The organism is Mesorhizobium sp. M0848, assembly GCF_040319805.1.
GTDB lineage: Bacteria > Pseudomonadota > Alphaproteobacteria > Rhizobiales > Rhizobiaceae > Mesorhizobium.
Window position 1 is genome coordinate 171293 of sequence record NZ_JAMYOM010000014.1, and the last position, 12942, is coordinate 184234.

Annotated in this window: 14 protein-coding genes; all 14 read left to right on the forward strand. The window is 58.5% G+C overall.

The genetic code is table 11. The features are described 5' to 3' along the window. Positions 1 to 7: 7 nt before the first annotated feature. Positions 8 to 1390, forward strand: coding sequence for a nitrogenase iron-molybdenum cofactor biosynthesis protein NifN (nifN, locus tag NKH95_RS18035; protein WP_352892254.1), 1383 nt, complete (start codon positions 8 to 10; stop codon positions 1388 to 1390). Beyond that, positions 1356 to 1853, forward strand: a complete 498-nt coding sequence (gene nifX, locus NKH95_RS18040; protein ID WP_352892256.1) for a nitrogen fixation protein NifX — start codon at positions 1356 to 1358, stop codon at positions 1851 to 1853. The genes nifN and nifX overlap by 35 nt, the downstream gene beginning before the upstream one ends. A gap of 17 nt (positions 1854 to 1870) precedes the next feature. Further along, positions 1871 to 2350, forward strand: coding sequence for a NifX-associated nitrogen fixation protein (locus tag NKH95_RS18045; protein ID WP_352892258.1), 480 nt, complete (start codon positions 1871 to 1873; stop codon positions 2348 to 2350). Between the two features lie 27 nt (positions 2351 to 2377). Then, complete coding sequence (locus NKH95_RS18050; RefSeq protein ID WP_352892261.1) at positions 2378 to 3163, forward strand: response regulator transcription factor; 786 nt, start codon at positions 2378 to 2380, stop codon at positions 3161 to 3163. 106 nt (positions 3164 to 3269) lie between these two features. Further along, entirely contained in the window at positions 3270 to 3629 is a 360-nt protein-coding gene (locus tag NKH95_RS18055; protein ID WP_352892263.1) for a hypothetical protein, read from the forward strand. Between the two features lie 117 nt (positions 3630 to 3746). After that, positions 3747 to 4154, forward strand: coding sequence for a universal stress protein (locus NKH95_RS18060; protein WP_352892266.1), 408 nt, complete (start codon positions 3747 to 3749; stop codon positions 4152 to 4154). 1316 nt (positions 4155 to 5470) lie between these two features. Beyond that, positions 5471 to 6640: a TlpA disulfide reductase family protein gene (locus tag NKH95_RS18065; RefSeq protein WP_352892294.1), complete on the forward strand. Its 1170-nt coding sequence runs from the start codon at positions 5471 to 5473 to the stop codon at positions 6638 to 6640. 880 nt (positions 6641 to 7520) lie between these two features. Further along, the gene (locus tag NKH95_RS18070; RefSeq protein WP_352892297.1) at positions 7521 to 7655 is read left to right on the forward strand and encodes a hypothetical protein; all 135 of its coding nucleotides are present in this window, start codon (positions 7521 to 7523) and stop codon (positions 7653 to 7655) included. After that, positions 7652 to 7969, forward strand: a complete 318-nt coding sequence (fdxB, locus tag NKH95_RS18075) for a ferredoxin III, nif-specific (RefSeq protein ID WP_023813972.1) — start codon at positions 7652 to 7654, stop codon at positions 7967 to 7969. Before NKH95_RS18070 ends, fdxB begins: the two co-directional genes overlap by 4 nt. 41 nt (positions 7970 to 8010) lie before the next feature. Then, entirely contained in the window at positions 8011 to 8310 is a 300-nt protein-coding gene (locus NKH95_RS18080; RefSeq protein WP_352892299.1) for an exopolysaccharide production repressor protein, read from the forward strand. 366 nt (positions 8311 to 8676) lie between these two features. Next, on the forward strand, positions 8677 to 9558 hold the full coding sequence (locus tag NKH95_RS18085; RefSeq protein WP_352892269.1) for a radical SAM/SPASM domain-containing protein: 882 nt from the start codon (positions 8677 to 8679) through the stop codon (positions 9556 to 9558). A 901-nt stretch (positions 9559 to 10459) separates the two neighbouring features. Further along, positions 10460 to 11719: a diaminobutyrate--2-oxoglutarate transaminase gene (gene ectB, locus NKH95_RS18090; RefSeq protein ID WP_352892271.1), complete on the forward strand. Its 1260-nt coding sequence runs from the start codon at positions 10460 to 10462 to the stop codon at positions 11717 to 11719. Next, a complete protein-coding gene (locus tag NKH95_RS18095) occupies positions 11709 to 12551 on the forward strand; it encodes a 2OG-Fe(II)-dependent halogenase WelO5 family protein (protein WP_352892273.1) in 843 nt (280 codons plus the stop codon). Before ectB ends, NKH95_RS18095 begins: the two co-directional genes overlap by 11 nt. A 109-nt stretch (positions 12552 to 12660) precedes the next feature. After that, entirely contained in the window at positions 12661 to 12831 is a 171-nt protein-coding gene (locus tag NKH95_RS18100; RefSeq protein ID WP_352892275.1) for a hypothetical protein, read from the forward strand. Positions 12832 to 12942: the final 111 nt, after the last annotated feature.

The window sequence follows — 12942 nt, forward strand, 5'->3', positions numbered from 1 at the left end:
AGAGTCGATGGTCCGCATCCTTCCCCAGACCAAAGCGGCGGCGGTCAATCCGCTGAAGTCATCGCAGCCATTGGGTGCCGCCTTGGCCTTTCTTGGCGTCGACGGCGCGATGCCATTGTTCCACGGCAGCCAGGGGTGCACCAGCTTCGCCCTCGTGCTCTTCGTGCGACATTTCAAGGAAGCCATCCCCTTGCAGACGACGGCGATGGACGAGGTGGCGACGATCCTCGGCGGGGCAGACCATCTGGAAGAGGCGATCCTCAATCTCAAGGCCCGCACAAAGCCAACGCTGATCGGGGTCTGCACCACGGCGCTGGTGGAAACCCGGGGTGAAGACTGCGCAGGCGATATCGCCAATATCAGGCTGAAGCGCAGGGAAGGACTCGTGGGTACGGAGGTGGTGCTAGCCAACACACCGGATTTCGATGGCGCGATCGAAGAGGGCTGGGCCAAGGCTGTCACCGCGATGATCGAAAGGATTACGCGGCCCGGCGAGCAGGCGCGGCAGTCGAAGAAGATCGTGATCCTGCCTGGCTGGAACCTCACTGTGGCTGATATCGAGCATTTGCGTGAGATGGTTGAAAGCTTTGGACTGAAGCCGGTGATTCTGCCGGACGTCTCCGGCTCGCTCGACGGTACGGTGCCCGACGGGTGGGTCACGACCACCTATGGCGGCACCAGCGTCGAGGATATCCGCGAGCTTGGCATGGCTGTGCAATGCGTCGCGATCGGGGAGCATATGCGCCGCCCGGCCGAGCTGCTGCAGAGGTTGACCGGCGTGCCTTACGTGCTGTTCCGGTCGCTGACTGGATTGAAGGACGCCGACCGGTTCGTCTCGCTGTTATCCGCGGTTTCGGGCGCGGCGGCGCCGGCTGGCGTGCGCCGTCGCCGGGCGCAGTTGCAGGACGCGTTGCTCGACGGACATTTCCACTTTGGAGGCAAGAAAATTGCGATCGCTGCTGAACCAGACCAACTCTACCAACTCGCGAGCTTCTTCATCGGCATGGGCTCCGAAGTCGCGGCGGCGGTCACCACGACCGATATGTCGAAAATTCTGGAGGAAGTGCCGGCGCAGTCGGTTAAAATTGGCGATCTCGGCGATTTGGAAGGTCTTGGCGCCGGCGCTGATCTTCTCGTCACCCATTCCCACGGCCGCCAGGCGGCGCAGCGTCTCGGCATTCCGCTCATGCGGGTCGGCTTCCCGATCTTCGACCGGCTCGGGGCCCAGCACAAGCTCACAATCCTCTACCAGGGGACCCGCGACCTGATCTTCGAGGTTGCCAACATTTTTGAAGCCAACCGGCGCGCGCCGACGCCTGAGGCGCTTGATCCACTCCGTAAGCGAGAAATGCCATATGAGCTCCGTTCGTCGCCTCTCGCTCGTCACTGACGAGGTGCACGCACCGAAGCCGGAACGCCAAGCCGGCGCATTGCGCGTGGCCATCGCCACGCAGGACATGAAGAACCTCAACGCTCATTTCGGGTCGGCCAGGCGCTTTGCTGTTTTCGACGTGACGCGCGAGGAGTGGAAGCTCGTCGAGGCCCTGGCCTTCGATGACGTTTCCGAGGAGAGCGGGAGGCATGGAACTGAGGGGGACGACCGCATCACCCCGAAGGTGGAGGCGCTGAAGGGCTGTCATCTGCTGTTTTGTCTGGCGATCGGCGGACCTTCAGCAGCCAAACTGGTTTCTGCAAAGATCCATCCGATCAGAGTGCCGCAGCCCCAGACCATCCAAGAGGTGCTGTTGCGCACGCAGATGATGCTCAGAAGGTGTCCTCCCCCATGGCTGCTTAAGGTGCTGGGGCAGGCAGGTGTCGCAGAACAGAAACCCTCCTTCGAGGACGAAAGCTGAAATGAGGAGTGGGCGAAATGTTTGAAGCCGCTGCTAGCCCTGCCGTCACCGAGGACGAGGCGGCCCTTGCCACCCCGTTCGTCAAATGCCTCGTGCGGCTGATCCGTGCCAATGATTCCCACGGGTCATGGGAAGGCAAATCGAACGCCGAGCTGCTGGGCGACTTCATCATCACAAGGGAACAGCGTCGTGCAATTCCAATCATCGGCGATCCCGATCCGGACGTGCTGTGGAGGCTCGATAAGTTCTACACCGCCGTCGGGCTTGCGATTGAGGAGCGCACGGGCCTGATGGCATCGCCGATGATGGAGATGAGCCATGAGGGCTTCGGGCGCGTGCTCTTCACGGCCGGGCGGTTGGTCGTTCTGTCAAAGACCCTGCGCGACGTCCACCGGTTCGGTTTCGAGACGTTCTGGAAGCTCGCCGCGGCCGGTACCAAACTGGCCGGCGATGCCACCGCAGCCATTGAGGCTTATCCCGAGGTGGCGCGGTCGTGATGGAACCGATTTTCGATCGCGGGGATCATGTCAGGTCTTGAGGACATGCGATGGCCAGCCCTCTCAATCGAGGCGGTCGAGGCCGATGTGGTTCTTGGGGTAGCGCTGATGAAGCCACTGGTCCTGATCTGTTCGCAAGATGCTGAGTTGTATCTGTTCCTCAGCCACATTCTGGGAGTGGACGGCTTCACGAGTGAGCCGGCAGGCGGGGTGAAGGAAGCACTTGCATTAGCCGATCAACGGGAGCTCCAGGCGGTAGTGCTGGACTGCGGGCCGGCAAGCGCGACAGGCTCCACAATCTGCGCCCGGTTCAAGGGGGAGCCCCGGACCGGCCGCCTGCCCGTCATTGCCTTGATCGCGCCCGGCGCCGAGAACCAGCACCTCGATCTCTTGAAGGCAGGTGTTGACGAGAGCTTTGTGCGGCCCTTCGCGCCGGCCAAGCTGCTTGACTGTCTACGCACGAAGCTGGCGCTGCCACAGCCAGGTTCAAACGGGATAAAAAACGGCAGCTGGCTCTGTTGCGGCAGCCTTGAGATGAAGCTCGATGCTCACCGGGTTCGGGGTAATGGCCACGACATCCATCTCGGACCTCTCGAATTCAACCTGCTGCGGCAATTTCTTGAGGCTCCCGGCAAGGTCTTCAGCCGAGACGAGCTGATCGACGCGGCCTGGCCGGACAATATCCATATCGGTGAACGCACTGTCGACGTCCATATCAGCCGGATTAGAAAGGCGCTGAAGGCGGCCTCGCCAGGGAGCGTCATTCGTACTGTCAGGTCTGCCGGCTACTCGCTCGAGAAGCCGGACGGCTGAATAGCGAACGGATAGTGTGCCACTCTCCATCTTCGTTCTGCTGAAGGGAATTCTTGCGGCTTCGAAACGCGCTACGGGCGCGACATACTCAGGGGGGAGCAGTCAGATGGCCTTCAAAAGCCTACTCAGTGTAGCGGGAGCTGACCACTCCGATCGGGACATCAGAACAGCTGCAAGCTTGTGCGCCGAAGTCGGCGCACATTTGTCCGTCCTGATTTTGTCGCCTCTGCCTCTCGTTATGTCACCTCCTCCGCTAAGCGATGGCATCTCCGAGTGGCCTGAACAACGCGCGCACGCCATTGCCGCACTGGAAAAACGGTACAGGCAAATCGAGAGATTTTCACAGGACACGGCCAGTTGGGAAAAAGCATCCAGGGAAATTCACAAACTGCTGAGAGCCACGTGGCGGTGCTATGATGTCGATGTTGCCAACTGCGATCAGGCCAGCATCGGTGACGCGGTGTGACAGCGGGCCATCTGCAATGACCTGACAATCGTCGGCCCCGCACTTCTCGACGACATTAACGTCGGTCCCCTTGTTATCAACGGCAGCCTGTTCGACACCGGAAAGCCGGTTCTTGTCGTGCCAGAGGGCGCTGAGGCGACTCTGTCTCCACGGCGCGTTCTGGTCGGCTGGGATTCGCGAGTCGAGGCGTCCCGTTCGGTTCGGGAAGCGCTGGACCTGCTATCCGGTGCTGAGGAAGTTCGCGTCGCACTCGTCGATCCGGAGGCGACCTGCACCGGAAACGGCGCCGAGCCGGGAGCCGACATCGCTGCCTATCTCACTCGGCACGGTGCTCGGGTGTCGGTCGACCGGCTGGCGAGCCGCGGCAAACCGGTGGCCACGGTGCTAGCGCAGCACGCAATCGACATGTCTGCCGACGTGATCGTCATGGGCGCTTATGGCAGCCGCTGGTTGCGCGAGCGGCTCTCCGGTAGCGCAATAAGATGGATAGTTGGCACGCCTTTGCCGCTGTTTTTGGCCCGCTGACGGGTTCTGAAATAGCACCGATGCTGTTCCAAGCTCTACTCCGCTGGTCACCTACCCTGATACCAAGTCGGAGGAAGGTCGCCGCAAACGAGCAGGTTTCGCGAAGCTCATGCGCAACTTGCAAGCGCCGTCGCGAAGAACATTCCCCGGAAGCCTCTAACGCGCTCGGTGTCTGCTCGCCGAGACAACCCGTAACGCGCAGACAAACGGCCGGGCAGAAGCCCAGGCGTCCTCAATGCGCTCAAAACACCAATACTCGAGCCGGCGTCAGGTCGAGAAGGAGAGTCGTTTCAGCGCGGCAGGCCGCGTTCGGACCATAGCCTCTTCGTATTAGCGTTATCACGATTTCCCTCACCACTGGCCGGGAACTGAACAAGGAAACGACCCTGCAGCGGCCAACGCACCGACCTTCGAGTCCGACGGTCGGGCTCTTGCCGGCCCTCGGCGCGAACGGTGGCATCAATCACGTAGCATCGCTCGGGATGGTAGCCGTCAGCGGCGCGAGGGCGGCCGCATCTTCGGCGTTTTCAGTCTGCTTTGGCCCATCGCGTGGCGACCTAGCGGCCTTGAGGCCGGCCAATTCCGACAACGCTCACATTCGCACCAGGCGGTCCCTGTGGGACCTGTGCACAGGGATACAGAACAACAAAAGCAGGAATCCGGGAGAGTTCACCGGCCCGGCACATGCCGGCAGATCCCGGCTCTCTTCGGGACGATCACCTCCTCGATCTGGCGTTATCGCGACACGCAGCCGGACATGACCGGCTTCGTCGTGAAACTCTGGCGTTGCGAGCCAGGAATTCAAGCGCAAAGCGGAAGAGGTAGGGCAGAGGCGATGCTCGGAGGGAGCGGCCCCTGCAATCGCAATGGCGTTCCGCTGAGCGACCGGAACGGCAAGAAGCTCAAGCAAGGCTTGAGGCGGACGATGATGACGTGGTTGGCGCTAGCCAACGCAGTTATGATGTCCATCTGTTCGTCCCTATGTCGAGACGTCCGTGGCCACGCTTCTGTGCCGACGCGAAGCGGGTGATGCGTGTCCAAGACCTGACAATGGCAGAAAACATGTCGCGATTAATACAACGGCTATCTGAGCGCCCCGGAAGCTTTTGAGTATAATCAGCATTTACTGCACGCCGAGCAAGCTGGCACGACCTTTGCGAATTAAACTTCAGCAACACTGAGTGAAGGCTGAATGCACGCAGATGCGCAAGACGAGCGATGCTCTCCCTTCGTTGAACCCTCGTGCCACGGTCTCAAAGGGGAACAAGCTTGCCCATAAGGTCACGCAGCCTTTGGCAACAGCTTTGGAGGGCAAGATGATGTTGCGGATGGGGTCTCCGGCTCCTTGGATCAAAGTGGAGGACTGGCTGCGTGGCGAGCCCCTTGCGGACTTCCAGCCCGGCAAAGTCTATATCGTCGAATTTTGGGCAACTTGGTGCGAACTATGTGCGGCGGAGATGCTCGAGCTGATGCGGCTACAGGAGAAATACAAGGACAGCGGACTTGAGGTCGTCGGGATCGCGGCTGATGAAGACGCTCCAACGGCCGTCGAGGCCCGGACCAAGTTGGACGCGTGGTTGGCCGAAAAGTGCCCGGATCTGAATCATCGGATTGCGTTCGACTTCACAGGCGAAATGAAGAAACTTTGGAGGGAACCCAGCTTTTGCGTCGGGGTTCCGACCTCGTTCGTAGTCGACCGGGACGGCTGCATCGCCTTTATCGGTCATCCGAGCCAACTCGGTGAGGTTTTGCCGAAAGTGCTCAACGGCAGCTGGCGTACCAGCAAGAAGGCGAAAGCCGCCGATCAGCAGCGGATTGCCACAAGCGAACCCCTGGCGCGCGGACAAGCGCTGAAGAAGCCGATCGATGACAGGTTCTGGGCGGCGGTGAAGCTGGAAGATTGGAAGACGGCGCTCTGGGCGATCGAAGAGGGCATCGCCTTGATGCCGGACGACCTCAATTTCCGCCTGGCCCATGCAGATCTGTTGCTTCACAAAATACAAGACATGTGGACCGGCTTGCCTGTGATGCGCCAGTTGGTTCGCGACGCGATCGACAAAAATTCCGCCGATTGGATGGTTTCGGCGCTAGACCAACTTTTCCATCCGGCCAATGACCATTCGCGCCTTCCCCCTGCTGAGCGCTTCGCGATGGGCAAGGAGTTGTCCGAACACATCCTGGCGCTGAATCCCCCGCAAGGCGACAGCCCTAAGTACCGGTCTTATCCGGCTGTCGCCCGGTACTATCACGAGAACGGCAACAATGATCGCGCGATCGAGTTGGTCGAACTGGCACTGACTTCGCTGGACGGTCCGGAGCCTATCCCGGCCGAATTGAAAGAGCAGCATCTGCCGGATTTGCTGCAGGCCCTCGCCGAGTACAGGGGTGCGAAGGCTTGTTGCGGCGCTCTCTTTGCCGCTGCGCAAAACAGTTTCCCGAAGGTGCCAAAGCGCGGTCGGCCGAGGAAGAAAGATAAAAAAGGGTAATTGGTCGAAATTGCTTACTGGCCAATTCGTCCATTTCCCTGGCGTGACCGCAGCAAGGAGGTCCATGCAGCACTTGGTCGATCGTTTGCAGCAGGATCGAGGCTCGAATCTTCATGGCCTCTCGCATTGCGGCGGATGCGATGTTCGACGCGAATTCGCGTGGAAGACTTCGCAGTCGAGGACGTGTTCAAGGTCGGCCCGAGGGACATCAATTGCGTGGAATCAGCGGCGCCGAGCCATGCGTCGGCTGCGCAAGTGTGCCCGAAGTAGGCGTCCCAGAAAACAGAGATCGTGCTTCGAGGAAGAGGACTGAAATGAGCAACGAAATGTCTGATGCCGGGGTCAGCCCGGCTGCCAACGAGGACGAGGCGGCCCTTGCCACCCGTTCGTCAAATGCCTGGTGCGGATGATCCGTGCTCAGGAGTCCTACTGCTTATGGGAAGGCAAATCTGACGCCACGCTGCTGGCCGACTTCATCATCACCAGAAAAGCGCCAAGCGATCCATGGCATGGGCTACCCCGATGCGGACGTGCTGTGGAGGCTCGATTTGTTTTACACCGCCGTCGGGCTTGCCATGCGGAGCGTCTCCGCCCGGTGACATCGCCAATAGTGGAGATGAAACCGTAAGGACTTCGGGCTGTGCTTTTCATGGTCGGGCAACTCGTCTTTCTGTCCAGAAGTCCATGGGTTCGGCTTCGAGACGTTCAGGAAGATCGCGGAGGCCGGTACGAAACTGGTCACGATTCGACTTCAGCCATCGAAGCCTAGTTCGACGTGGCACGGGCGTGAAGAAACCGATTTCGAGGAAGGATTTATGTCAAGCTAGACGTGATGGGGAAGAAAGTCCGAAGGCTTCAGCTGCGCGCGGCAGTTGCCAAGATGCAATTGCGACCTTCCAGAGGATCTCCCGGGAAATGGACTGAGATAGAGGAAGTTGCTCACGAAACGTCGGCGGTTTTTGCCGAGTTGGATTGTGCCAAGAGAGCGCTCGCTGCAATGAAGAAGTTACGATGACGAACACATTTATCACCCGCGACGGCTCCGGATGGGTGCCGGAATATCTCACCGCTATAGACGTCACGACCTGCATCGGCTGCGGCCGCTGTTTCAAAGTCTGCTCTCGCGAGGTCATGCATCTTTACGGCGTCGATGACGCGGGTGAAATCCTCGGCGCCTGCGACGGCGAAGACGACGATTTCGATGGCGAGCTCAATCGCATGATCATGGTCGTCGATCATGATGGCCGCTGCATTGGCTGCGGGGCCTGCGCCCGCGTCTGCCCGAAGAACTGCCAGACCCATGTTGCGGCCGATCAGGTCGCAGCGTGATCTGAGGAGACAAAACCAGGAGAACGGCGTTGCCCTTTAGAATGTTTTGTCGAGTCCTGGGGGTGGTGCTGTGCAGCACCGCACTGACTGTCTACTTCGCATCTCATTCAATCGGCACGGTAGTCGTCACGACCCTGGCTTGTTCCCTGCTCCTTCAGCTGGCGTATTTCGCAAGCGTGCTCTTTCTGATCTGGCGCGATAGCCGAGTTGGCCAAAGGGCTGAGCATTTCGGCAGTTGCAAGGAAGTTGGATCCGAGCCGCCAGACCTTGATGAAGTGAATGAATCCGCAGATTTGCTCCAACGCAATCAAATGCGGGCCATATCGCTGCTGCTGCCTTGAGGCGACATGACAAGGTCAGTGCTCATGCGGGCGCAAACTTTGGACCCCATCGATATTGAGCGGATATTAGAAGGAATACTATGCTTGAGAAGTCCATGGTGACCCCAGTCCGGTCATTCTGGTTAATCCAGGAGAGGCAGTTCGTGAACGCCATATTGGTAGCCGCTCGCAGTATGCCGGCGTGCGGTTGCAACTCTCAATGACGAACGAGGCGCTGGAAATAGTAATGGGACACTTTTGGGCGTCGGATAACACAGACGACGCCAAATCAAAGACGCCTCTAAAATGACTCGTGCATGGCTAGTTCAGCTCCATCGCAACTTAAATCAATTGATCCAACTAAGTTGCTGTATGGGAAGTTCAGGATTGGCCAAGTACGCCAGAAGAGTGGAGAAATATCCGATGATCTTACAGGAACTGGGCTCTGCCATTCCGGGCGGCAGGGTTTTAGAAATAACGACGACCACCGGCTGCATCGTCGGATGTTCTTATTGTCCGCAGGACAAGTTCGCCCATCGGCAAAGGGCGGTTTCTCATGTGAAGCATCTTCGTCTTGAAGATTTCAAGCGATGTCTGGCGCGCGTACCAACTTCTGTCGACATTAGTTTCGCCGGATACTCCGAGCCTTGGCTCAATCCGGATTGCACCGAAATGGCCGAGCACGCTTACGCCAGAGGCCATGGCATCCGGATTTTCACGACGCTTGTAGGAATGAAGGGGCGGGATCTACACCGCTTGCTAGCGCTGCGCTCAAGGGTATTCGTGGTCCATGTTCTCGATGATGGCGCATACATGAATAGCCGTCTCGTCGGAGACAATTATCTCGCTTTGATTCGTCAAGTGGTCGATAGAGACATTGCCTCAATTCGGTTTATAGTCCTGGGCGAGGTCCATCCCGCTATCGTCGACATAATCCCCGCCGACGCGCTAGTTCGCGCGCGGCCTCTGAGCAGCAGGGGCGGAAGCGTCGATCCGAAGATCGTCGAACCACGGCAGCCAGTCGTCGGAGCGCTGACATGCGTTGACGGACGGCAGTATCGGAATGTTCTTCTCCCAAACGGTGACGTTACGCTCTGCTGCATGGATTTTGAACGGCGCCACGTGTTGGGCAACCTTCTGCGCGACGAATACGAATATCTTTTTGAAGGGCTAGTTTTTAGCGAAATCGTCGATCGCATGAATGGGACAGATGGTTTTCTGCTTTGCAGGATGTGCGAATATGCCCATGCAACAGCGTCCCCATGCTGATTTGGGGCCGGCGAGCCGCCTGAAAGGGGGCCGGAGCGAAAGTCGATCCTCTTGAGACTGCATCAGGCGGGCCGCCTCCTTCTGCCTCGCGTGAACCCGGTCGATGGCGGTCTAGTCCCTATTTTTACGCGGCTTCGACACGTCCTGTGGTAGCATCTCCCAGCACGAAGCTGTCTGGTTATTGGCCCAAGAGGGGGAGAACCGGCTTAGCCTGGTCTCACCTAAATCCTCCGCTGTCGGCTTTTCGAAACCCTAATCCTCATTCAGGGCAGAGTTGGTCGAGACGCTTCAGGAGCGGTCCGAAAGCGCCCCGACATTGAAGAACGCTACGCCCCTGGCTCGCTACCGCGCTGTTGAGGGCGCGCTCGCGAGCGGCTTCGCTACCGCCGAGCTACACCACCAGCCGGGGCACGATGGTTCGTGTTGCAGCCGGAGCGCCTGCAACACGTTAGCATGCTGCTGCATGGCAGAAGCGCCTGTCACCCCATGAGCCGGCGCTAGCGCTGAGCTTTGATAGGATTGGCAGGGCGTTTCGCCGGGTAGAAGCCGGTGCGTCAACTACCAAATACTGTAGTATCGACGCTTCCCCGAAAACTCTAGAACTGAGTTCGTTCCAACGCATAAACGAGAGATATCGCCATGCAGAACAACGTGACTACGGTGGAGGTTCCGAAGGCGTCAGTGCAGTTGAGCTGCCGCGCGAGTCCGGTCTCTCTTTTGGCGCGGACCTTTTTGAGGAGCGTGTCGGCATTACGAACACATTCCTGGGAGGTCACGACCGTCCAAAGTTCCGCCTGGACCGTTCCGCTCTTGAGTGAAACTAAAAAACACCGCGCAACCGACCATACGCATTTAATCGCTTGCTCGTTGAACGCGGCACGACATGCAGAGGGACCCTGAAATGAACAGCGACGTTTTTGCAGCTCATGAGTCTAACGTTCGCCGCTATGGGCGATCGTTTCCCGCGGTCTTTACGAGAGCCCTTGGGGCGACAATCTGGGACGAGGCCGGCAACCCATATATTGATTTCCTCGTAGGGTCGGGCGCCCTCAACTACGGACACAACAACCCGAATATTATTGCACCGGCAATCGAATATCTCGTCGGCGAGAACATTCTTCTGTCGCTCGACATGTATACGGCTGCAAAGCGTGACTTTATTGAAGCGTTTGTTGATTCGATCCTGAAGCCCAGAGGCCTCTCTTACAAAATACAATTTCCTGGGCCGACCGGCACAAACGCAAACGAGGCGGCGCTGGCCCTGGCGCGAAAATATACCGGCCGCCCGAGCGTAATGGCATTCTCGAACGCGTTCCATGGCATGTCGCTTGGCTCTCTGGCGGTATCGGGTTCGGCGTCAACTAGGGATCTGGGCGGCGTCGCTCGCCACGATGTGATCCGTGTCCCTTATGACGGATATCCGAACCAAGATTTCGATTCGGCGGGCTACATAGACTTCGTATTGGGCGATCCAGGGAGCGGCATAGAAATGCCCGCTGCAATCATCCTGGAGACCATCCAGGCAGAAGGCGGCATGAACGCCGCATCCGCAGCTTGGCTTACAGAAATTCAGCGGATTTGCCGTAAGCACGGCGTGGTTTTGATCGTCGACGACATTCAGGCAGGTTCGGGACGAACGGGCGATTTCTTCTCGTTCGAGTTCGCGAAAATCGAACCCGACATCGTGTGCCTGTCGAAGTCCCTAAGCGGTTCAGGTAGTCCGTTCTCGATTGTTCTCATTCGCCCCGAAATAGACATATGGAAACCGGGAGAACATAGCGGGACTTTCAGAGGCAACAATCTCGCCTTCGTGACTGCAGGAGCGATGTGCAAAATGTGGTCCGACGGACAGTTTACTGAAGGCGTTGAGCGGACAGCTGCCAAACTGCAAAGACACCTGGACAGCCTTGTTGCGAAATTTCCCAAGTGCATCGAACAAAAGCGCGGCCGCGGTCTGATGGCCGGCCTCAAGTGCCGTTCGCAGGCCGTTGTCGGCCGTGTGCACGATGTCGCGTTCGAAAATGGCCTGCTGATCGAATCTTCAGGACCAAATCGCGACGTCATCAAAGTCCTCCCGCCGATAACCATCACCGATGACGAACTCGATCATGGCATCGCCATCCTTGATCACGCACTAAAGGAGCAAGCCAATGGAGACTAATCAAGTATCCCAAGCCCCAGCCACCTCCCCTGTTGCGATCAGAGAACGAACCGGCTCGATCAGCACTGCGGACATCATTTCAGTCCTGCAAGGTGAGATCACCGCTCTGCACATCAGGCAAGCTTTCAGCCCCGAAATAGCCGAGGAGATCACCGCGAACTTCAGTGGCAGTCCCGGTCTCAAGGAGCGTAAGGATGGCGTTCCCGGACAATATGTCGGCGCATCCCACTACAGGAAGGATGCAGCCACCTATTTCGCAGAGGCGGAAACTGCGCGACAGTACGTCGACGCCCTTTTTGAGAATCTGGTTGATCCGGTCCGAGCATTGTTCGACGCGTTGAAGCGCGAGCTTCGCAAACAGGGCATTGAATTGCGGCTGGCCCGTTCGGAGCAAGGTCAGGCTAATGTTTGTCGCGCTCTCAGTTGGTCTGGCAGCGGCACATTCTCCTTGGACCCCCACGACGACGTCGCTCAAGTGTTATGTGCTGGGAACGATTACGAGCTTTCTGCGGTGGCGCACAACACCGTCGCAGCACTCAACTTCTATCCCAGCATGCCCGAGGAAGGTGGCAATCTGCGGCTCTGGAGCCACAAACCGACAGTCACCGACCGAAAGTCTCAAGGTGTGGAGACTACGGGCTATCCCTATTCGGCAGCCTATCTCGAGGGCGTTCCTTGTCGCGACTTCCAGCTCAGGGCGGGGGATATCGGCCTGATCGATGGCGGTTTCGTTCACGGGGTCACCGGTCAATCAGGCAACGGAAAGCGTCGCCTAGTGCTGAACAGCTTTTTCGGGTTTGCTCGCCCGGATCTTGTTCTCTGGTGGACCTGAAGTTGGACGTCGTAACGACTGACCGGCTTCCGCCGACAGGTGTCACATCGGTCGCAACGCAACGGGGGCCCCTTTAGTCACAGCCGCCCTCGGGCTGATCCAGACTATCATGAAGCCCTCGGCGTTTCAGGTGCTGCCGGTCTCCGACACGATTTACCAATTACCTGTCCGCGTTACCCGGCGCTTCACTGTTCCCGGTGCCGAGCCGAACACGCATCGCGAGGTGATGTTAAGCAAGGCAGAAGAAACGCGAGGTGATCTAGAGCATAATCTGACCTGATGGAATCGCGAGGGATTCCCATCGGAGAGAATATCTGATTCATCATGTCGGCTGGGTATGGAGGCCAGCAGGCATGGTTAGAGCCATATCGGAGGATTTGCGTTCGCGAGT

Bases quoted from the DNA above. Each gene is read 5' to 3' on its own strand.
- NKH95_RS18065 (WP_352892294.1), top strand. From the start codon at position 5,471: ATGATGTTGCGGATGGGGTCTCCGGCTCCTTGGATCAAAGTGGAGGAC.
- NKH95_RS18055 (WP_352892263.1), top strand. From the start codon at position 3,270: ATGGCCTTCAAAAGCCTACTCAGTGTAGCGGGAGCTGACCACTCCGAT.
- NKH95_RS18080 (WP_352892299.1), top strand. From the start codon at position 8,011: ATGTTTTGTCGAGTCCTGGGGGTGGTGCTGTGCAGCACCGCACTGACT.
- NKH95_RS18050 (WP_352892261.1), top strand. From the start codon at position 2,378: ATGTCAGGTCTTGAGGACATGCGATGGCCAGCCCTCTCAATCGAGGCG.
- NKH95_RS18045 (WP_352892258.1), top strand. From the start codon at position 1,871: ATGTTTGAAGCCGCTGCTAGCCCTGCCGTCACCGAGGACGAGGCGGCC.
- NKH95_RS18070 (WP_352892297.1), top strand. From the start codon at position 7,521: ATGCAATTGCGACCTTCCAGAGGATCTCCCGGGAAATGGACTGAGATA.
- nifN (WP_352892254.1), top strand. From the start codon at position 8: ATGGTCCGCATCCTTCCCCAGACCAAAGCGGCGGCGGTCAATCCGCTG.
- NKH95_RS18100 (WP_352892275.1), top strand. From the start codon at position 12,661: ATGAAGCCCTCGGCGTTTCAGGTGCTGCCGGTCTCCGACACGATTTAC.
- NKH95_RS18095 (WP_352892273.1), top strand. From the start codon at position 11,709: ATGGAGACTAATCAAGTATCCCAAGCCCCAGCCACCTCCCCTGTTGCG.
- fdxB (WP_023813972.1), top strand. From the start codon at position 7,652: ATGACGAACACATTTATCACCCGCGACGGCTCCGGATGGGTGCCGGAA.
- ectB (WP_352892271.1), top strand. From the start codon at position 10,460: ATGAACAGCGACGTTTTTGCAGCTCATGAGTCTAACGTTCGCCGCTAT.
- nifX (WP_352892256.1), top strand. From the start codon at position 1,356: ATGAGCTCCGTTCGTCGCCTCTCGCTCGTCACTGACGAGGTGCACGCA.